The organism is Pseudomonas sp. NFACC32-1 (assembly GCF_900101215.1).
In the GTDB taxonomy this organism is placed as follows: Bacteria; Pseudomonadota; Gammaproteobacteria; order Pseudomonadales; family Pseudomonadaceae; genus Aquipseudomonas.
On sequence record NZ_FMUL01000009.1, the window covers coordinates 128,568 to 150,279 of the forward strand.

The following is a 21,712-nucleotide window of genomic DNA, read 5'->3' on the forward strand; positions in this document are numbered from 1 at the left end:
CCGGCGCTGCACCTCGGGTCGGGAAATGGGAGCGAGCTCCACTCCTGAGCTAATCATCTGGGCGAGGAGGGCGTCTATTGCCTCATCTAGAGTGCCGCCCCGCAATATCTGTCGTCTCGCCATAGTCGCCTCTAGTCATCTGAAACCGAACTGTGTCGTTTGTCCGTATCTGCAACTGTCACAGGATGCCCATCTGGAAACACGCGTTGCACACCTACATTGGTATCGCGTGCAAGGACGGATTTTAAATTGTTGAGCTTGTCTTCCTGGTCTGCCAGCCATACATCGCTGCCTGCCTCTCCGGCACCGGCATCGCGCATAACGGTAATTGCGGTCGTCAGATTCTCGGCTTGTTTCTCAAGGTTGGTCCGCTCCGATGGTGTGCCCATCAGATGCAGATGCGAGCAGCCATTCCAACACTGAAGATGCTTAGGGCAGGGCGCTTGGGAGAAGTCGTGAATGCAACCTCCAAAGGGTGTCACGTGCAGCGCCGTTGCGTGTACGGTGAGGAATGCTTCTGCAGTGTTCGTGCCTTTATCTGATAGCAACGCATGGTAACTGTCGGTCAACGCACCCTGAATTTCCCCCTTCCTTATCCCGGCATGAAAAAAGTCGATGCGCTCCTGATAGCTGTTGAAAGCTAGAAATCCATGATGGGCTTCCGTATCTTCTTCAATGCTGGTGTGCTGATAAAATTTATTCTGTTCTAGCCGTTTTCGCCCCAAGGCCAAGGCTTGCTGAACATTGCTCATGCCAGTGAGATGATAGATGGTGTTACGCCAATGACGGGGCTGATGGCTCGTCAGGCGAATCGGAGCTCCATCCGCTTCGACCAATGAGCGACGCGCAAAGATCGATGGGTAACGAGGGTCTGCACCAAGAGCTCGGTTGATATCTCCTAGTGTTACCCTTCTTGGGACAGCGCGAAATACGTTTTCCTCACGCCCCCCAAAACGAAACTGGCCATCGAAGGCAATGGCGAGTACCTCGCTGGTTTTGAGCACTACGCGGATCTTACCTCGAACATTTTCTGTGAGCGCCGCATGGCCGGTGAGTTTTGGGGCAATCAAACGCTCAATTTCACCAGCAACGTATCGTCTTGGTTTTATTTTTTGGTGCCGATGAACAGGTTCTTCGGCGTAAGGATGTATACCGTTTCGAGACAAATAAAGATGAAGGTTTCTACCGTATTCTTGTTCGTTGCTAAAGCCTAGCCACTCCATCACTTGAGTGTCTGAAATAATTTTTTCAGATGGATACGACCAGATTCGTCCTGAATTGTTTTCTTGCCATTCAGCAACTTTTCGCTGCTCTACAGTTAGTGCTTTCAATCGTTCAACCGCACGTCTGGCTAAATGGACATCGCTCTCAGCGAACCAATGAACACGGGACTGAAAGTGTTTCTCTGCAAAGTACCGAATTCCGCATTCAACGAGTGGGTTGCGATGGGCATCCAGCACCAACTCTCCCGATGTTCCTTTTATGGGACGTTCAACCCAGCAGTCATAGGGGATAACTGACACTTCGTTCCCACGCTGCCCCGTTGCGATCAATAAATCAATCACTCGCAGTAGAATCTCCTCACCGTCACTGACGGGATGATTTGTACACAGCGCATAGGCTTCCATCGCCTCGCGCGAAGGCAATTTATTGTCAGACTTGCGCTGCTTTACGGCACGATCAGGGTCATGCAGTGAAATATAATCGTGGCGAGCTTTCTCAGGCCGTGCTTCATGTTCAAAATGGATAGCAATTTGGGTTATTTGCAATTTATCAATTAAGTCAGCGATCACTTTTAGGTGCGAAATTGCATCGTAAAAATTTTTGTAGCCACTTGCACGAAGAAATTCTACGACACGGTCAAAATCGCCACGCGTCAATTGGCTCGGGTCTGACTCACTTCGTTCGAATAATGCATTGTACAAGCGGCGGGCAGCGATATTGTAGGCAGCCACCATCGAAAACTTTAATCCTCGGGTACGCTGCAGGTGCACGATTACGGCCTTGCTGAAGTCCTGAAAGAGCAAGGGGAGAGGTGCTTTCGGTGGCACGGGGTAGCCGTTTTGCTCGAGCGACTGCCGGTGCGTTTCGAAAGTAATCGTTGGAGGCTTTAATCGGTGTGGTAGCCAGTTCTCGACTGCCCACCGAGTGGATTCCCAAGATGCTTCAACAGGCAGGGTCTGGAAAATGGTTCGTTCCTGTTTTACGAATGCCTCAAGGCTCCGCCTGGCTCTAGAGTCTTTCATCATCTGCATCCCGCATGTGCTGCCTGCAACGTTCAATAGTTGCCGTCACCGCCAGAATGGTGGCCTGATGTTGCGCTAGTGGTCGATTCTGGCTTAGCTCACCGGCTTGCTCCGCCAAATCGATGAAGCGTTGAGCCTCTTGCTGCAGCGCTTCCTTCACCTGTTCATGGCGGCCATCGGCAAAGGGTTGAAATTTCTTGCAGGTATAGCAGGCATAGACAGGGTTGTAGGGGCAGTGCGCGTGGATGGGGAGGGCGCATGCCCCGATATCTCCGATGTATTGCATGTCGACAACGCCACGAACCTCCCTTTCGGTCGTCGTATTTTCGCGCTGCACAATTTCCCCGGTCAGGAGACTGTGCATGATGCGCTGATAGGTCGGACTCTTACCGAGGGCTCTCTCCTTGATGCGAGCGATATTAGGGGTGGCAGTTATATAAGCACGCGCTGCGACCGTGCTGTTGTGGCCAAGCAACTCGGCGATTATATTTGCTGGCGTCCCTTGATCCGCCAAACCTTGCCCAAGGTGGTGACGCAGTAACATGGTCACTTGGTTCGGTCGCTCTATACCGGCTTCGCGCAATTCGCGTTTGAGGCGATCACCGATCCCGATTACTGATAGTCGCTTTCCAGAAGAAGTGACAAGTAATGCTTTGCAGGCGTTGCCAAAGCGGTGCTGGAGCACTGAGATATGTTGTTCGATTTTCTCGCCCAACCGAGCGGTAATCTTGCGAGGTCGCCGTTCCGGTCGACGCTGGCCTACTTTCTTGGCCATCGGTAGCCAGAGGGTGTAATACTTGTCGTGGTCAGGGGGCTCAATGACTTCGAAATCGGTAATATCCAGTGAATGGAACTGAATTGCACGGGGTGCCAATTCGAATCCTAGGTGAAGAATTATATTAAGCTGAAAATCCTCCCAGTCGCCCCCTGCATCATCTCGATCAATTCGTTTAAGCAGATGTATTTCTTCGTCACACTCCAATCCGGATTGTGAAAGAAATATTCGGGAGTAAGGATCCACATGATCAGCCTTAATTTCTTTAATTAATAGGTAGGTTGCCCTATCAAAACCAGTAACCCCTCGATTTATCGCCCATCGATAGAATGTCCGGAAGAATATTAAGCTTTCCCTGAATTGCTTCCAGGTATTGATCGTCGATATTAGGTCTTGCTGCGTCCAAGGAAATTTCAGTGAAATATCACTCTCTGCTAGGCGACCAAATACCTCTGAGGCCTTAAACGCTGTCTTCGGTGCGTATTTCTCCAGCGCATATGCCATAAAGGCCTTGGAAATTTCCATTAGCTCCGGGTGCAGCTTGAGCGCAGACCAATCAACTTTCATCGCAATGCCGCCGTCGTACCAAGTCCAGACGCTTGAACGGGTATCTACATACCGCGGCTGATCATCGGTACGGGTTCGAATGGCGATCCGCGGCGGGCCTTGAAACTTGTAGGCATCCGATAGAGAGGAGGGCGCAATATTCTTACCAGCTGATTCATCCACAGCGAAACCCTTTAATCGTCTAAACGCTTCCAGGCCGCAGACGTCCGTTGGGCGTTGTGAACGCAGGCCGACTCGGCGAGATAGCGGCGTGCATAGCGACGCGGCATAACTGATGTGTCGGACCAGCCGCAGATACGCCGAAGCTCATCCATAGCCCGTTCCAGTTCATAGCCACGCTTCTCAACCAAGTAGGCTAAGAAGCGGTCGGCGAAGGTGTGGCGAAAGTCATGAGCGGAAAGTGTAGGCAGCAGTCCCGGGTAAGCCAGGTCGATGGTCAGAAACAGCCGATCAAGTACGCTGGATAAGGCTCTGATCGACAGCGGACGACCTCGGTCGGAGATGAATAGATAGCGGAATGGCATCTTCATTGGCTTACCGCCGCGTATGGGCCTCCGCTCATACTGTATATAGCGTTCATAGACCTCACACAGATCAGAGGAAATACCTATCGTGCGGCTGTTTGTCTTCAGGGCCGGTTCTTCGGCTCGAGGGTCGTCAGGATCCTGCTCACGATCAAGGATGCTGACATAAGCATGCTGGGAACCCTGATTAATATCGGTGGTGTACAGCTTCAGAAGTTCCCCTCGGCGCACGCCAGTCTCCAGCAGCAACTCGATCATTAGCCAATTGCGCAACTGCAACCGGCTCGGGAATGGATTATTTGGAGCACCTGGCCGGATCAGCTCCCGGATAATTTGGAGCTGCGCATCGGTCAGACTGCGGTAGCGCGTCTGGTTGGGGCGGAGATCAACAGTATGGCTCTCGAAGCGCCGCTCGATGGCCTCGGCGACATCAACAAACGCAGCGTCGATATCGATCAACGTGCTGGAACCTTGCCGGATGCGCGGGATGTAGCGAGTGGCGCACCAGGATAGATAGCGCTTCAGCTTATGCAGGTACTGATCACGCGTGCGCAAATCGATTGGGGGATGTGACGAGTCAACAACGCCGATTCGACCCACCAGATTGTCGGCCTGGCGGCTACTGATGAGCCAAACGGAATAGCCGTCCAACAAGGCCAGGATAGGCTCGAAGCGGCAGGCCAAGATCGTCTCGTCAGCATCCACTCCACGGCTCGCAGCGTAGAGATAGAAAGCCTGGATGGCTCGTACGTGGGCAACTGCGGTGTTGTAGGCAGAGTACCTGTACTTGAGCTGGACATAGAGGAATGGGACGAGCACAGGTAACGGTGCGGCAGCACCATCCTGCACAAGCAGTGGCACTCGTTGCCCTGAAGAAAAACGACACTGGATCAGCTTCAATGGAAAGCTCCTCACGCAGGTCGACTATGAACATCTCGAGCATAGCCCGTTTGTAAGCATCGAAGCTAAAAGGGGATCTGTGGAATCAGTACGTTATGAAACTCATGAACATTTATGACATGGCATGTGGTTTAACATAATATACATTATGCGTAACTATTTATTTCAGAGCCGGACCGCAACACCCGGTTTGAAACCCATCCCGTGAACAACCTCTGTAGCGTTTGTCTGGACCTCGGAAACATAACCCAGGAACCCAGGAACCCAGGAACCCAGGAACCCAGGAAGAGTTTCCTGGAAACCGCGCTCCTTGTGACAAGCGATCACGCTGACCAGTGTCCACCGTTACGGATAACGGTCTCTGGTGAACACATCGCGGTAACGCTCGAACGAATCTTCCGCTGCCCAGTGCCGCCGTTCTACAGATCTGCAGGCGCGGTATGAAGCCACTTCAACAGGTCGTGACCGTCAAGCTGTACTTGCGACTTGCCGATTGACTGAAGATGCTGGTGGGCCGCTCTGGGTGCATCAACGTCAGGATCTACCTTGGATGCTGAGATCGGGCACGGACATGAAACTCTTCAGCTGGATCTCCATACCGATCATTGAGCGACGCTTCTTTTACTTGAAGATCGGAACCGAGCCCGACCGGTTCCGAAGCTGTTCCTGCTCCCGCAGCCTAAGACCGATTTCGGCGATTTTCTGCTCGCCGGCGCGCAATGCCTCGGGGCTGGTGTGGACCGAGTAGTAACCGAGATGAAGATCGATCGGGTGCGCAATGGCTGAGCCAATGACAAACACCGCATCGCCCTCTCCCGCCGTGATGCGTATCGAAGCGCTGCCTGGCTCGAACACCACCATCTCTCCCGCTTCGACAACATCCGGCGATGTCAGTTGTCCACGGGCGACGCTCAGCCACAAGGCGTCATGGCCTGCTGGTGGGGTGTATTCCCAGCTGGTGCCTTCTGAGAGAGTAACCAGCAGGTAGTTGATACCCTCGGGGGCCCGAACCGGACTTCGGCCCCCCGCATAGTGGCCGAGAATGACCCGGGCTGGGCCCGCTTCAGGCATCGCAGCGGCCTCCAGGTATTGGCTGTCGACGGCCGCGTTCTCCAGGTCTGGAGGTAACGCGATCCATAGCTGAAAGCCCTGGACGCGTTCAGAAGTGCCGGCGCTCATCTCTTTGCCATGCCAGACACCGCCGCCGGCTCGCATCCATTCGACGCCGCCATAGGCGATTTCGCCGCTGCCGGACTCAGGATCATCAAAGTGCAGATTGCCTTCGGTGATGACCGTGACCGTGGCGATTCCTGAATGAGGGTGCATGGCCATCTGGCCGAGAAACGACCTGTCGCCTTCGAACAAGTCGAGGAATACGAAGGGTTTGATCAACTGGCCCAAGTCCGACGGGCTCATGAGCCGGACAATCGGCCCATGCTTGTGCCCCCGGGTGCGGTGAGTGATCCGACGGGAAACCATTGCATTGCCAAGCGCTGAAATACCCATGACAACTCCTCGAAGAATGATCGGTCCGCCCGTCCAAAGCCTGGCGGCGGCGTATGTGCAGTGATCATAAGGAATCGGCATTAAGCTGATTAGAGCCTACAATTGCTTTTCACTCGGCCATTTTTGGAGTAATCGAATGTTCGATCTGAACGACGTGGCCATTTTTATCCAGGTCGTCGAATCCGGAAGTTTCGCCGGCGGCGCACGGCGCATGGGCGTTCCGCCCAACACGTTGAGCCGGCGGATCAAGCAGTTGGAGGACACGATGGGCGTGCGGCTGTTACACCGTTCGACCCGCAAACTGGCACTGACCGATGCGGGCCGGGCGTTGTTCGAACAAAGTGCCTCCCAGATCGGAGAGCTGCTGGAAGTGAGCCGACGCTTTGCCGACCGCAGCCAGGAACCTGCGGGACGGGTGCGTGTGGCCGTGACGGCAGATTTCTTCGACGTGTTCCGCATGGAGTTCGTTGCCGGTTTCCTGGCTCAATATCCCAGGATCCAGCTGGATTTCCTGCTGAGTGACCATCGTGTCGACCTGATTGCCGAAGGCATCGACCTAGCGTTCAGATCGGGAATGCTGCCTGATTCCAGCCTGGTCGCACGCAAGATATTCATTGGTAGCCGCATGCTTGCCGCCAGCGCAGGTTATCTGGAGCAGCATGGATCGCCTTCGCATGTTTCCGAACTGAACCAGCACCTGTGCATTTTCCCTTCCAGCCCCTCAGGTCAAGCCACGTGGCGCTTTTCCGGGCCGGGCGGCGCCGCGGACATCGTGGTGACCGGGCGAGTCTGCGCAAACACCGCTCAGGCGCAATTGAAGGCGGCGGTCGCGGGCCTGGGCATCTGTTTCTTGCCGGGGCCCATCCTGCATGCCAGCTTGAGGAACGGAGCGCTCGTCGAAGTGCTTCCCGAGTTTCGCCAACAAGACATCGACCTGTACGTGGTCTATCCGAGTCGACGCCAGATTCCGTTGGCGGTAAGCACGTTTGCCGATCAGGCCGTCACTCATTTGCTCGAAGAAATGGCCTTCCAATAGCGGCTGGATGATCAGGCCACGGCCAAGGACAAGCAATACTCGGGCTGCCGCTCAAGATGTCGGGCGAAGCAGGAGCGCAGCCAGCGTTCTCGAGGATCGGCATGGCTGGTGCCCCGCCATGCCATTGCCAGATCGGGACTTGAAAGCTGCAGCGGCGGGTATTCAGCGCGCAGTCCATGGATCCGGGCCATCGCCTGAGCCGCGTAGTCGGGTACGACCGCAAGCATGTCGCTATCGACCAGCAGCGCGGGCAAGGCGCTGAACTGCGGGACCGCCAGCACGACACGGCGCCGACGGCCATGGCAAGCCAGGGCACGGTCCACATGATCGGTTACCTTTCCCAGGGCAGATACTGTCACATGGGGGCGCCGGCAGAACTCATCGAGGCTCATGGGACCTGCCGAGTCGGCGCATAGCAGCATCGGCTGCACCGGGCGCAGACTCCGGCAGTGAGCCCGGGCCGGTAGTTCCTGGGCTTGGCCGACACCCAGGGAAATGTCCCCGGCAATCAGCAACTGCGGCAATTGCCACGAATCCACCCGGCGTACCACCAGGGTAATGTTGGGGGCCTCAGCTCGAAGATGCTGCATCAACTGAGGCAGCAGTGCGTACTCCACTTCGTCACACAGCCCGACGTGAAAAGTCTCCTCGCTGGTGCGCGGATCGAAGGTCTGCGCGCAGCTCAGGGCCAGGGCAACACTCTCCAGCGCGGGCCCCAGATGGACATGAATTTCCTCGGCCCGCGCGGTGGGCTCCATCAGCCGTCCGGTCCGGATGAACAACGGGTCATCGAACATTGTCCGGAGCCGGTTCAGCGCGCTGCTGACAGTGGCCTGGCCGAGGAAAAGACGCTCTCCTGTCCGGGTGACATTGCGTTCGCGCATCATGGTTTCGAAGATCACCAATAAGTTGATATTGGCATGTCGCAGGTCATATCTGTTCATCTTATCCGCCGCCTGAGGAAGTTGATGTTCAACAGCCCTTATTTCGTCCCTCTATCGATGGGACTTTCGAGACGACCTGAGTATTTCAAGCGAGTACCTGCCAGTCACTTGTACATGGGTTCAACGGGGTCGTCCGTTGGGTATCCAGAATAATACTTGTGTATTGCCTCGCTCGTTTCCAGCCGAGGGCTCGGGCTCCGTCTGAGCCGAAGCAGTTCGGCGCCTGACACTTCTGCGGACGATACTTTCGTATGGTTCTGTCCAACGCATGAGTGATCGCCCTACACCCATGTAGAACTGTGCCTGGAAGTTTTCCTATCTAGCATTCACTCACGGCAGCCCACTGCAACTCCATAACGCATATCGCGGTTAACGGTGAGCAGCCTGTCGTGCCGAAATGCTCGAAAGGATCAATAGCCCTATCCCTCTAGATGAACTAACAGGAGAACGACCATGAGCACTTACCTGAACAGTTTCGCCCCCGACAGTGCCTTGCCGACTCAGGAGTTGGTGCCCTCGCGCTATGCCCTGCGCCTGGGTGAGATCGATGTGCTGGTGGTCAGCGATGGCGTGCTGCCGCTGCCGACCGAAACCATGTCCACCAATGCCGATCCGAGCGAGCGTGAAGCCTGGTTCAAAGAAATGTACCTGGGGCCGGACATGTTCGATTGGGCGCTGAACGTGCTGGTTGTGCGTAGCGGCGAACAACTCATCCTGGTCGATGCCGGCCTGGGCAACCAGTTCCCCGGTTTTCCCCGCGCGGGACAGTTTCCCAAACGCTTGAAGGATGCCGGCATCGAGCTGTCTGCCATCACCGATATCGTGATCACCCATATGCACATGGACCATATCGGTGGGCTGCTGGTCGATACGGTGAAGCAAGGCTTGAGCCCGAATGTGCGTATTCATGTCACGGCCACGGAAGTCGATTTCTGGAAGATTCCCGACTTCAGCCTGACCGAAATGCCTCAACCGGTGCCGGACGTCCTGCGCCGGACTGCCAACCAGTTCATTGCGCACTATCAGGATCGCCTGCAGACCTTCGAAGACGAGCACGAAATAGCCCCGGGCGTGGTCGCGAAACTCACCGGCGGACACACGCCAGGCCATTGCATCGTCTATGTGAATTCCGGCGGCGAACGCCTGACCTTTGCCGGCGACGCCCTATTCCCGGTGGCTTTCGATCATCCTGAATGGCACAACGGTTTCGAGCACGATCCGCAGGAGTCGGTCCACGTGCGTGTACGTCTGTTGCGAGAGGCAGCGGCAAGCGGAGAGCTGTTCGTTGCGACTCACCTGCCCTTCCCCTCGGTTGGCGGCACTGCATTCCGTTGGATTGCAGCCTACTGGGACTACTGAGAATCGACAGGTAGCTGACATTTGATCCTGTCGAACTGGCTCCCACTCACCTTTTCAATCGAAGACGCAGGTGGGAAGCCGCCCTACTTCAGGCCGCGCATACAGGTAGCCTTGCATCAGCTCGACCCCCAGGTTCAGGAGCTCGGCACTTTCTCCACGGGTCTCGATACCTTCAGCTATCACGGTGATCCCCAAGCGTTTCGCCACCAGGATGATGCCCTCGACGATGGCTTGCTTGACCGGGTCCTGATCGATGGTGCGGGTCAAGGCCATGTCGATCTTCATGACGTTGGGCTGGAACATGGCCAACAGATTGAGACCTGAATAGCCGGAACCGAAATCGTCGATCGCCGTGGTGAAACCCTGGCGTTCGTATTCCGTGAAGATGGACCTGAGGTGTTCCGGGTCGTCCACCCTTTCGCCTTCGGTCACTTCGAACATGAGCCGTTCGGGCGGGAAACTGGCCTGGCGGGCGGCTTCCAGCGTAGCGCGTATACAAGTCTCGGCCCGATACACCGCATTGGGCAGGAAGTTGATGCTCAACAGGCAGTCGGGAATATCGAGGATACCCAGCCTGGCCGCTTCCTCGATGGCCTTGACCCGGCACGCCTGGTCGAACCGATAGCGGTTACCGTCATTGACCAATCCCAGGATATGTGACGCCGATTCGCCATTGATGCCCCTCACCAAGGCTTCATAGGCAAACGTGGTGCCTGTGCGGACATTGAAGATAGGCTGGAAAGCCATGGTGAAATCAAACCCGAGTGCCACGTGGTCGCGGCATTCAGCACAACCGATGGATTTGAAGGGTCGAGAGGAAAATTGCTCGGTCATGATCATCATCCGTCGCGGTCACGGGACGTCCCTGCAGTTGCAAAGAACACTAGCCAACGCTTAGTGAATCGGCAAAGACCGGGTATTCTGAAATTTTGATCAGGATATGTGCCCAGTGTTCCAGCAATCGTGCCCATCCCCCTCCAACAGCGTCCATGGCAGGATCGGGCTCAATGCCTGAGCTGATGGCGTTATCCGGTTACTTCGGGCTGTTCTTCGCCGCCATGGGAGCCGCCACGCTGTTGCCCATGCAGTCGGAAGCGGTACTGGTCGGGTTGCTGTTGACCGGTCAATACGCGACCTGGGCACTGCTGGTGGTGGCCATCACCGGCAACGTGTTCGGTTCGGTGCTCAATTGGCTGTTGGGCCGCTCTATCGAGCATTACCGGCATAAACGCTGGTTCCCGGTCAGCGAAGCCAGGCTGGAGAAAGCCCAGCGTGCCTATCAGCGCTACGGGCGCTGGTCGCTGTTGCTCAGCTGGGTACCGATCATCGGTGATCCAATTACCATGATTGCTGGAGTCCTGCGCGAACCCTTCTGGAGCTTCGTATTGATCGTTACGCTGGCCAAGGCCAGCCGCTATCTTCTGCTCGCTGCGTTGACGCTTGGCTGGCTCGGGGTGGGTTACTCGATAAGTGTCTGACTCGGCTGCACAAAAATACGGGTTGAGGGGTGGCCAGGGCAGGCGTTTCATGTCGCTGCGCAAGGGCGCAATCCATAACGGCTCATCGGTATACAACCGCAAATGTATCAATGTGAGATGAGGCTAGCGTTTTCAAACCATCCCTGGCCGACCCAGCCGAGACTGATCGCTCCCCTCGGGGTACAGGCGCTTCTCTCCATCTGTCGCTCCCACCACGCGGGTTGTGCGCCTGAATAGTCCGAAACTCCCAGTCGGGCTGGGAGTATCGGTCGATGCGCAATCCGCGGCGCTTTCCCATAGTGACGAGCAATGGTCAACGGTCAGGCCTCGATGACCGCACTAGCTCTGGAGCACATCATGACTATTGGCGAGCAGAAATCCTTGTTCACCCCCACGGCAGCCACCGACCTGGAAGTCGTGGCCACCGGTGCCGACGTTACCCTGGACGAAACGGCCGGCCTGCAGAACGGCACCGCGACACCAGGCACTGCGGGCGATGCCGACGACAACGACATCCTGCTGACGTCCCTGCCCTCTGCCTTTGCCAGTCGCCTGACCGCCCTCGGTGCCGGCACCGCTACGGGCGCAGCGCTGAGTGGCTATACCGGCGCAGCCGGCAATAGCGGCAGCAATGCGTTCACGCTTTCCGCCGACCCTGGTGCGATCATTACCGATATCGGCTTCGTCGACAGTTCCGGGGTACCCCTGGACGGTGTCGACAGCGGTCTGTTCACCCTGGATGGCATCAGCATCCTGCTCTACACGGACACTGACAACAACATCGTCCTCGGCCGCGCCGGAGGCTCGGACGGTGCGATTGTATTTGCCGCCTACATCGAGGAAACCGGCTCGCCTGTCTCTGGTGGCAAGATCTGGACCGTGGAATACGCCGCGTTGAGCCATCCGGACACCACCAACCCCGATGACCCGCTCAGCCTGCAGGACAAAGTCTTCATCGGCGCCAGCCAGGACCTTGAGTTCAGCCTGGCCAATGCACCTTCCGGGCAGAATCTGTTCCTGATGTTCACCGCTGCGAACCCGACGACGGAGGTGGTCGACGGTGTTACCCGTATCACCGAGCCCACCATCATTGCCACCGGGAAGAACCCCGCCGACCAGTCCAGCGGCGTCAACATCACCACCGGCGACACCGTCAATACAAGCCAGGCCGGCGGACCAACCACCTTCGGTACCAACAACCAGATGATCGTGGAACAGGAAGGCATTCGATTTACCTTTGTCACCGGGGCCAGGCAGGATGTGACCATACCCAACCTGGACCAGAACGAAGCGGACCTTGAATCCAACATCGATTTCACCGAGATGTTCGATGCCAAGACCGCGAGCTTTGACGTGGTGCAATTGCAAAGCGGCAAAAGTGCCGTGATCACCGTCAGCGCTTTCGACACTGCTGTCGAAGCGGGCGCGGACTTTATCAACGGCTATGCGGGGGATGACCCCGTTGCGATCACCAACGTGCGCGTCATCAATATCAGTACCGGTCTGGTGATCGCAGATTCGGACGGCTCGGTGACTGATCCAACCCTCCTGATCAGCTTCGTGGATGGCGTTGCGACCATCAGCGGTGTGAAGGCCGGTTATCAGATCGAATACAGCACCACAGCGGATCACAACCGTGTGCTGATCGAAAATGGCGCGGCCGTGGATGCCAAAGGCAATAACCACGCCGATTTCGATATTGGCGGCTTCACCCTGCTCCAGGCCTCTGTCGCCAAGGCCGAGATAGGCTCGCAGATCATTTTCGAAGACGACGGTCCAAGCATCACTACCACCGGCACGGAACCTACGTTGACCGTAGACGAGACGGTGCTGGCGACTGACGCGACCCAGAGCTTCGCCGCCAACTTCACCTCGGCGTTCGGTGCCGATGGCGCTGGCACGAAGGCCTATTCACTGGGAGTGGTCGCCGGTGCCTGCGGATTGACCGACACGGCCACGGGTGAAGCGGTGAACCTGTCGCTCAACGGTACAGTGGTGGAAGGCCGTACCGCCGGCACCAACCTGCTGGTATTCACCGTCAGCGTGGATGCCGATGGCAGCGTTACCCTGGATCAGCTTCGAGCAGTGGTCCATCCGGATGCCACCGATCCGAATGATTCAACGAGCCTGACTTCGGACGAGCTGGTCACACTGACGGCAACCACAATCGACAGGGACGGCGACAGTGTCCAGGCAACGCTGAACATCGGGCAGAACCTGGTATTCAGGGATGATGGTCCCAGCATCAGCACCACCGGTACGGAACCTGCACTGACAGTGGACGAAACGGACCTGACCAGTGACGCGACCCAAGGCTTTGCCGCCAATTTCACCTCTGCTTTCGGGGCTGACGGCGCCGGCACCCTCACCTACGCGCTGGGAGTGGTCGCCGGCGCTTCGGGGCTGACCGACACCGCCACGGGCGAAGCGGTGAACCTGTCGCTCAATGGCACGGTGGTGGAGGGTCGTACGGCCGGCACCAACCTGCTGGTATTCACCGCCAGCGTGGATACCAATGGCAGCGTTACCCTGGATCAGCTTCGTGCAGTGGTTCACCCGGATGCCACCAATCCCGACGATTCGACGAGCCTGGCATCGGACAATCTGGTCACCCTGACGGCAACCGTGACCGACAAGGAAGGCGACACGGCCCAGGCGATCCTGGATATCGGCCATGACCTGGTGTTCAAGGACGACGGCCCCAGCATCAGCACCACCGGTACGGAACCCACCCTGACGGTGGACGAGACCGACCTGACGAGCGACGCGACCGAGGGTTTCGCGGCCAACTTCACCTCAGCGTTCGGCGCCGATGGCGCCGGCACCCTGAGCTATGCGCTGGGCGTGGTCGCCGGCGCCTCGGGGCTGACCGACAGCGCCTCGGGCGAAGCGGTGAACCTATCGCTCAACGGCACGGTGGTGGAAGGTCGTACGGCTGGCACCAACCTGCTGGTCTTTACCGTCAGTGTGGCCAGCAACGGCAACGTTACGCTGGATCAGCTCCGGGCGATCATTCATCCGGATGCAACCAATCCTGATGACTCGACGAGCCTGAGCGCGGATAACCTGGTGACGTTGACCGCGACCAAGACAGACAAGGATGGGGACATGGCCCAGGCGACGCTCAATATCGGGCAGAACCTGATATTCAAGGACGACGGCCCATCGCTCGCCTTCGGCAACCTGATCGGGACCGGCAGCGTACTGCCGCAATACGGTTACTGGGACCGGTCCGCCGGGGCCGATGGACTGGGCGCGGCCGGGTTGGATATTTCCCTGCTCAACGGCCAGTTCACCCTGGTCCGGCCAGACAACACGACCACCACCGGAACCGGGACACTGACGGAACAGGCGCCCTCGCCGGACATCGACGGTGCGTATCATTTTTCCGGCACCCTGACCGGTGACTTCGACAACAACGCCGACACAGCGCACACCAGCGTCGATTACACGCTGACGGCTTATGCCAATGGCAGCTACGCACTCGATCTGGTGCAAGGCTTCAGTTCGACCATCGTGCGCAGCAGCGCCGACGGCTCCCTCGATGCCGGCGGCCCGGACCCCGTGCGCACATTGTTGATCCCGGAAACCAACGACCCGACCATTCCTTCGGCCTCGGAGGAAATCGTGTTCTTCTCCGCGAAGGCGCTTGCCTCCACCACAGACATCCTGGCGGGTATCGGCCTTGGCGCTCCCGACCCCACCGAGGCGGCCCTGCAGACCAATCCCCTGCCCTCGTACATCGACCCGACGGCGATGAACGTCAGCACCTCCGGGATCGGCGTGGGCAACAATCTCCTCCAGGGCGATAACCTGGCGGCGATCGGCGCCGCCGATGAAAGCTTCGTCATCAACCCGGAAAGCCTGCTGACCGGCATGAAGATCTTCATCGACAACTCCGTGGCGGGCTATAACACGGCCACCGAAGACCTGTACTTCAGGATCTTCTACGAGGATGGCACTTTCTCCAATCTCACGGAGGTGAACACCCTGACTGCGGAAGCCGGCGGCCAGGTGTCTTTCCTGGTCGAACGTGAAGGCACGGCGATGATCGATGCCGTCCAGCTCACCATGGCCCGGGGCGCGATCAAGATTCCAGTGATCCAGTTCATCCAGGAATCCGAGAGCCTGGCCAGCGACATCCAGCTGACGTTCAACGCAACGTTGACCGACAAGGATGGGGATAGCGCCACCAGCACCTTCGACGCCAACCTGTTCGCCGACGAAGCGGACGACGCCACGTTCGATTACCTGCTGGCAGGCACGGGCGGTGAGCGAGATGCCTTCAACGTCGACCTGACATTCACCGAAAACCTGTACCAGCTCACCGGCTTCGATACCGCAGGCCAGCGAGACAGCCTGGTACTCAACGGTGACCAGGGCGCGGTGGTACAACTGATCGACAACACGGGAGCCGACAGCATCGTGACGGTGGCCGAGTCGGGCGGACAGGTGACTACCATTACCCTGGTGGGCGTCGACCTGCTGAGTACCGACATCGTGCTTGGGAGTGCCTGATAACCGAAGGTGCTTGACCCGATGCGAGGGCGGCCTGGAAGCCACCCTCGCACGATGAGCATCAATCCAGCTCCACCCAGGTCGACTCGGGTGGTGCCTGGTTGCTGGTGAGCCCGTGTTTGAGGGCATACATCAGCAGGTCGATGCGATTGATGAGATTGAGCTTCTGATAGATGTTGCTCAGATGATTGTGCACGGTGTGTTCGCTGATGCCCAAACGCTCGGCGATGCTGATGTATTTGGCGGAAGGATCACCCACGATGGCGAGAATCAGCTCTCTTTCGCGCAGGGTCAGCCGCGCCTGCTTGGCCTGCTCCAGGTTGCACTTCAACGGTATGTGCCCACTGGCGGCATAACCTGAAAGCCCATCGGCCCACGCCCGGTCCATACCGACATCGCGGTGATGAACCTGGATGATGGCCCGGATGATGGATTCCGTCGGATCCTCCGCCAATACAATCCCGCGGGCCCCTGCCTCGATCGCCTGGGCAGCGGGCACCGCCTCGTAAAGTCCCTTGAGCACCAGGACTTTCATTTCGGCGCTGCGAGTGAGCTCCGCGACGACCTCCAGCGGATCCAGGGCGTCCGGAAAGAAGCTGAAGAAGATCACGTTGGGTCGCAATTGATCGGCCAGGTCCAGCGCATTGGTGTAGGTGGAGGCCTGGCCGCTCACTTCCATCTGGGGCTTCCTGGCATTGATCAGATCGTGAAGCCCCATCAGTACCAGGGGACGACAGTCGATCAGCATCACACGAATCGGTTTCTTATGGTCCGACGTCATATTCCTGGCCCCCCTGAAGCACCGACGAGAGCCTCCATCCTTGACACTTGTTGTGAGGGTGGATAATCCATGAAGCCGGATAAACCCACTGAGGCGGAATAAACAGGAATAATTATCAACAGCTTACACATGATAATGTGCTCCCTCGAGCCTGTTTGCTGAGTCTAGGCCAGCTGGCGCCTGTCAGTCGCAACTGGCAGGGCCGCTGCATCGAGCGCAGATCCGCCGTTTCGCTGCGCATGGCCAGTCAATAAAAAATATCCATTGAAATCATCCAGCTACCTCTTTTTCCTGTGACGATATCGCTGATCTGGAAAAGCGCACTTCGTCAATTAACCGACCAGCGGCGCGAAATTGGAAGTGACAGCCGCAGGCTCGTCAATTTGCCGTCGACTCCGCGCAGCGCGGCACGTTGCTGAACGCCGGCGCCTTCACCTGGCGGCATCGATACGTTTCTCGCCCGGACCGTTACCGGGGCCCAGCCAGACATTGACGTTTGCGATGCTGTCGGCTGGTGGTTTTCCTGCCCAGCGATTGAGGATCAGCACATTGCTGAGAAAATCGTATTGCGTCTTGAGCAGGTCGCGTCGAGCGCGGAACTCGTTGCGCACGCTGGCCAGCACATCGACGGAATTGATCATCCCGTAGCTCAGCGCTTTTTCCGCCGCGACCCGGGACAGCTGGGCGGAACTCAGGGCCAGGCGATTCGCGGCGATTTTCTCGCCATTGGAGCTGGCCGTCAGATAGGCACTGGTGATTTCCTTGACCACCCGGCGCCGGACGGCTTCCAGTTCCTGTTCGGCAACCTGCTGGTCCTGATAGAGCCCACGGACCCTCGCCGAAGTCGAACCACCGCTGTACAGCGGCACCTGGATGCCGATTCCAGCGACATAGCTGTCAGTACGCGGAGCAAGGGAATTGTTGTAGCCCTCGTTGGTCTGCAGGGCGCTCAGGTTCAGGCTCAGGGTCGGGTAATGCCCGCCCTTGCCGCTGCGCAAGGCAGCGCCGGCGGCTTCGACACCGCTCTCGTTGGCCTTGAGGGCCGGGTTGAGCGCGATGCCGTCGCGGACCCAGGCTTCCAGGCTCTGGGTCGAAACCTGCAAATCAATGTCGTCGCGGATCCGGTTGAGCCTCTCCTTCACGGGGCGCCCGACGATTTCCGCCAATGCCTCGCGGCTGATGCTGGCCTGGTTGCGGGCATCGAGCTCCTGAGCTGCCAACAAGTCCACCCTGGCCTTGAGATCAAGCTGGTCGGTGACCAGGGCCAACTGCTTCTCGTACAGGGCATTGACCCGATCCAGGCTGCTCTGGGTGGTTCGACGTTCCGCCCGCACCAACTCCAGCTCATCTTCGGCCGCCAGCGCCAGGAAATAACGCCGCGCCAGCTCCACCGCCGCCTCGGCCTGGGTATCCAGCGCCTGGGATTCGGACTGTCGCGCCAGGCTCTGGAATTTGCGGTAGTTCTCCCACGCCGTTTTGTTGTAGAGGTACTGACGCAGCACCAGGTTGTAGCTTTCACTGTCGTAGCTGCGCTGCACCAGGTCGCTGTCCTGATGGATTCGATTGGTCCCGGCGTTGAACGAAAGTTGCGGCAACAGCGCTCCCATGGCTTCGCGCTGGTGTTCCTGGCCTGCCTGTGCCCGTGCATGGGAAGCCAGTATCTGCGGATCTTCCAGGCGCGCTTCGCGATACAGCTGCATCAGGTCGGTGGAAAATGTCGAGGCACTGACCCCGGTCGAGATGGTCTCGGAGGCCTGTGCCAGGACGGCATTCGTGGCGAGCATCAACCCGCCCAACAAAACGGCTGCACGGTCCATGCCTCACTCCTCGATCATCGATTGAGACAAGGCCGCCCGGGCTGGCTGCATCAAGTACTGCAGCAGCGTGCGTTCGCCGGTGATGATCAATACATCCGCCGGCATCCCCGGCAGCAGCTTGCGTTCCCCCAGGGTCCGAGCGCCGTTGGCAGTCACCCGCACGCGTGCCAGGTAATAGGCAGTACCGGTCTTTTCCTGGGTCAGTCGGTCAGCCGATACGCTGCTGACCTCCCCTTCGATGACGGGCGTCGTGGCACTGTCGAACGCGCCAAAACGGATGTCTGCACGTTTGCCGATGGCAATGCGATCGATGTCCACCGGCGCGACCTGGGCCTCGATCACCAGCTCGGAAACCGAAGGCACGATGTCCAGCAACGGCGTGGCCGGACTCACCACCCCACCAATGGTGTGCACCGTCATGCCGATCACCATGCCCGCATCGGGGGCGCGGATGACGATACGGCTGAGGCGGTCTTCCAGGGCCGAGGTCTTTTCCTGCAGGTCGTACATGCGCCCCTGGACTTCGGCCAACTGCTTGACCACATCGGCGTTGAAGTCCTTGTCGATCTGCAGGATCTGCAACTGGGTTTCGTTGATCTGCAGGCGGGTCCTGTTGATGCTGGAACGGTGATCGGCGAGCTCCGACCTGAGCAGCCCCAGCTTGCGCTCCTGCTCGACCAGGCGCTGCTTGTCGACGAATCCTTGCTTGAGCAGGTCGCCCAGCTCGGTGATTTCACCGCCATAGGAGCGTTCCAGATGCGCCTTGGCGGCGATCATCGATTCCAGGCCCTTGACCTGTTGCTGCAGCTGGCCGATACGCTCACGCAATACCGCGACCTGCCCCGCCCGTGCTCCTCGGCGGGCATTGAACACCTGGGTCTCGCCTTGGCGTGCCTCCTCAGCACGCAGGCTGGCCGGGCCGGAAGCCTCGCCAAAGTCGATGGTCGCGAGTTCGTCGCGTTCGGCCCTGAGCCTTGCCTCCATGGCCTTGGTCGCGACCAGTTGGTTTCGGCTGATCTCGTATTCGAAGCGCAACTGGGCGTCGTCGAGAATGATCAAGGGGTCGTCACGCTGGACGATGTCACCGTCATGGGCCAGCAGCGTCTTGACGATGCCACCTTCCAGGTGCTGGACCGTCTTGCGGTAGGACTGCACGGTGACCACCCCCGGCGCGTAAGCGGCGCCATCGATAGGCGCGACTGCCGCCCAGGTGCCGAACAGGCCAAAGGTCACGCCGACAATCGCAATGCCCAGGCGGCGGATCTTTCGATCGGAGGTCGGTAGTTCGGTAGGGCTTTCAATTCGACGGTCTGGCGTCGCAGGGTTCATCGGTATCACCCCTGCCGGTATCGACACACGTGATGCCGGCGCTGGCGGGCATGGCGGGCTTCTGTGCCCGCTGTTGCTGCGCTTTGAGTTCGGCCAGCACATCCTCGCGTGCCCCATACAGACTGATCATTCCGGCGTTCATCACCAGGAGCCGGTTGAGTTGCGACACGATATTGGTGCGGTGCGTGATGACGAACAGCGTCGCGCCGGTCTGCTTGAGCTGCTGCAAGGCAGCCGCCAGGGCACGGTCACCGACGTCATCCAGGTTGGAATTGGGCTCGTCGAGCACGATCAGGCGCGGGCGGCCATAGAGCGCTCGGGCCAGACCGATGCGCTGGCGCTGCCCTGCCGACAGCATCACACCTTCACTGCCGATGACGGTGTCGTAGCCATCGGGCAGTTGCAGGATCATCTCGTGGACACCGGCGGTCCTGGCGGCCAGGATGACCTCCGCCGGATCCACCGCGGAGAAGCGTGCGATGTTCTCCGCGATACTGCCCTCGAACAATTCGATGTCCTGGGGCAAGTAGCCGATATGGGGGCCGAGATCATGCTTGTTCCAGGCACTGATGTCCGCGCCATCGAGCCGGACCACCCCATGTTGGGCGACCCACACCCCGATGAGCGCCCGGGCCAGGGTCGACTTGCCCGCGGCACTGGGGCCGATGATGCCGACCATGCAACCGGCCGGCACGCTGAAGCTGATGTTCTTGATGATCGGGGTCCTGGAGCCGGGCGCTGTCACCACCAGGTTCTCCACCTGCACATGTCCCTGGGGCGCCGGCAAGGGCATGCATTCGGGTTGGGCTTGTTGTTTGCGCAGGATGTCGTTCAGGCGACCATACTGCGACCGCGCGGCGGTGAAACCCTTCCAGCTGCCGATGATCAGGTCGATGGGAGCCAGGGCCCGCCCCAGCAGCACGGAGCCGGCGAACACCATGCCGGCACCCACCTGGTGATCCACCGCCAGGTACGCACCCACTCCCAGTACCAGCGATTGCACCAGCAGCCGGAAGGTCCGGGACAGCGTGCTGATGGCCGCGCCTCGATTGCTCGCCAGCGCCTGCAGCAACAGCACGCTCCGTTGCCGACGCCCCCATCGGTCCATCAGGGTTTCAAGCATGCCCATGGACTCGATGACTTCGGCGTTACGCAGGTTCTTCGTGGTGTCGAGCGTGGCGCCGATGTGCTCCTTGTTGGCCTGGGCCAGCACCGGCCCGGTGAGTTTTTCGTTGATGAACGCGAGCATCAGCAACAACAGGGCACTGCCCGTGGCGACCCAGCCAAACCAGGGATGGAAGACAAACATCACGGCGATATAGATCGGTAGCCAGGGCGCGTCGAAGAAAGCGAACAGGCCATTGCCGGAAAGAAACTGCCGCAAGCCTGTCAGGTCGTTGAGGGACTGAGCCGAGGCGTCCATGCCACCGCTGTCCAGCGCCCGTCTGAAGCTGGCCTTGTAGACCTGGCGACTGAGCAGTACATCCAGCCGGGTACTGACGTGGACCATGATGCGCGAACGTATCCACTCCAAAGACCCCAGGGTCACCACCAGCCCGGTCATGATCAGCGTCAGCATGGCCAGGGTGGTGAGACTGCCGCTGGTCATCACTCGACCGTAGACCTGGAGCATGTAGAAGGTCGGAACGAGCATGAGTGCATTGATGAAAAGGCTGAAGAAGCCTACAGAAATGAAGCTGTCCCTGCAGGCCTCCAACGCTTTCCCGAGACTGTTTTCAGATGCGCTTCGCATTGGACCCCCCTGCTCGGGGCGACTCTTTTCTGGAGCTTAGATCAAGCCAGGCGAAGCCGTGGTTTTCCTTTTGCAATTCAATGAAAAAGCTCATCTGAAAAGCGGTCTGCCAAAAATATGGCAGCGAAATCCCGGCGTCCGAAGTACGTCCGCAAGCTGCCAATGACCATCCCCTCAGG

14 protein-coding genes are annotated in these 21,712 nt (G+C 58.5%); 4 read left to right on the forward strand and 10 right to left on the reverse strand.

Annotated elements, in window-relative coordinates:
* Positions 1–131: 131 nt before the first annotated feature.
* From BLP99_RS15770 to BLP99_RS15785, 4 genes are all read right to left on the reverse strand, one after another.
* Complete coding sequence (locus BLP99_RS15770) at positions 132–2,246, reverse strand: hypothetical protein (protein ID WP_092180933.1); 2,115 nt, start codon at positions 2,244–2,246, stop codon at positions 132–134.
* Entirely contained in the window at positions 2,233–3,750 is a 1,518-nt protein-coding gene (locus tag BLP99_RS26425; RefSeq protein WP_176776511.1) for a tyrosine-type recombinase/integrase, read from the reverse strand. The genes BLP99_RS15770 and BLP99_RS26425 overlap by 14 nt, the downstream gene beginning before the upstream one ends.
* Before the next feature lie 11 nt (positions 3,751–3,761).
* Positions 3,762–5,012 (reverse strand): tyrosine-type recombinase/integrase, encoded by a 1,251-nt coding sequence (locus BLP99_RS15780; RefSeq protein ID WP_092180847.1) that lies wholly within the window; start codon positions 5,010–5,012, stop codon positions 3,762–3,764.
* A gap of 621 nt (positions 5,013–5,633) precedes the next feature.
* The gene (locus tag BLP99_RS15785; protein ID WP_256327869.1) at positions 5,634–6,518 is read right to left on the reverse strand and encodes a pirin family protein; all 885 of its coding nucleotides are present in this window, start codon (positions 6,516–6,518) and stop codon (positions 5,634–5,636) included.
* 136 nt (positions 6,519–6,654) lie between these two features.
* On the opposite strand from BLP99_RS15785, the gene BLP99_RS15790 reads away from it, so the two are divergent.
* Positions 6,655–7,554 (forward strand): LysR family transcriptional regulator, encoded by a 900-nt coding sequence (locus tag BLP99_RS15790; protein WP_072391912.1) that lies wholly within the window; start codon positions 6,655–6,657, stop codon positions 7,552–7,554.
* Positions 7,555–7,565: 11 nt separating this feature from the next.
* On the opposite strand, the gene BLP99_RS15795 is transcribed toward BLP99_RS15790, so the two are convergent.
* Positions 7,566–8,498: a LysR substrate-binding domain-containing protein gene (locus BLP99_RS15795; RefSeq protein ID WP_092180850.1), complete on the reverse strand. Its 933-nt coding sequence runs from the start codon at positions 8,496–8,498 to the stop codon at positions 7,566–7,568.
* 453 nt (positions 8,499–8,951) lie between these two features.
* Between BLP99_RS15795 and BLP99_RS15800 the strand changes: the two genes are divergently transcribed.
* Positions 8,952–9,857, forward strand: coding sequence for an MBL fold metallo-hydrolase (locus BLP99_RS15800; protein ID WP_092180853.1), 906 nt, complete (start codon positions 8,952–8,954; stop codon positions 9,855–9,857).
* A 54-nt stretch (positions 9,858–9,911) separates the two neighbouring features.
* Here the strand turns inward: BLP99_RS15800 and BLP99_RS15805 are convergent, their stop codons facing one another.
* A complete protein-coding gene (locus BLP99_RS15805) occupies positions 9,912–10,700 on the reverse strand; it encodes an EAL domain-containing protein (protein ID WP_092180856.1) in 789 nt (262 codons plus the stop codon).
* Between the two features lie 173 nt (positions 10,701–10,873).
* On the opposite strand from BLP99_RS15805, the gene BLP99_RS15810 reads away from it, so the two are divergent.
* Positions 10,874–11,335, forward strand: a complete 462-nt coding sequence (locus tag BLP99_RS15810) for a YqaA family protein (protein WP_092180942.1) — start codon at positions 10,874–10,876, stop codon at positions 11,333–11,335.
* A gap of 330 nt (positions 11,336–11,665) precedes the next feature.
* A complete protein-coding gene (locus BLP99_RS15815) occupies positions 11,666–15,853 on the forward strand; it encodes a DUF5801 repeats-in-toxin domain-containing protein (protein ID WP_371128604.1) in 4,188 nt (1,395 codons plus the stop codon).
* Positions 15,854–15,914: 61 nt separating this feature from the next.
* Here the strand turns inward: BLP99_RS15815 and BLP99_RS15820 are convergent, their stop codons facing one another.
* The 4 genes from BLP99_RS15820 to BLP99_RS15835 all read right to left on the reverse strand — a co-directional run bounded on the left by BLP99_RS15820 (position 15,915) and on the right by BLP99_RS15835 (position 21,533).
* Positions 15,915–16,634, reverse strand: coding sequence for a response regulator transcription factor (locus tag BLP99_RS15820; RefSeq protein WP_072391894.1), 720 nt, complete (start codon positions 16,632–16,634; stop codon positions 15,915–15,917).
* 431 nt (positions 16,635–17,065) lie between these two features.
* Complete coding sequence (locus BLP99_RS15825) at positions 17,066–18,451, reverse strand: TolC family protein (protein WP_092180860.1); 1,386 nt, start codon at positions 18,449–18,451, stop codon at positions 17,066–17,068.
* A 3-nt stretch (positions 18,452–18,454) separates the two neighbouring features.
* Entirely contained in the window at positions 18,455–19,780 is a 1,326-nt protein-coding gene (locus BLP99_RS15830) for an HlyD family type I secretion periplasmic adaptor subunit (protein ID WP_092180863.1), read from the reverse strand.
* Complete coding sequence (locus tag BLP99_RS15835; protein ID WP_092180866.1) at positions 19,749–21,533, reverse strand: type I secretion system permease/ATPase; 1,785 nt, start codon at positions 21,531–21,533, stop codon at positions 19,749–19,751. The genes BLP99_RS15830 and BLP99_RS15835 overlap by 32 nt, the downstream gene beginning before the upstream one ends.
* Positions 21,534–21,712 lie beyond the last annotated feature (179 nt).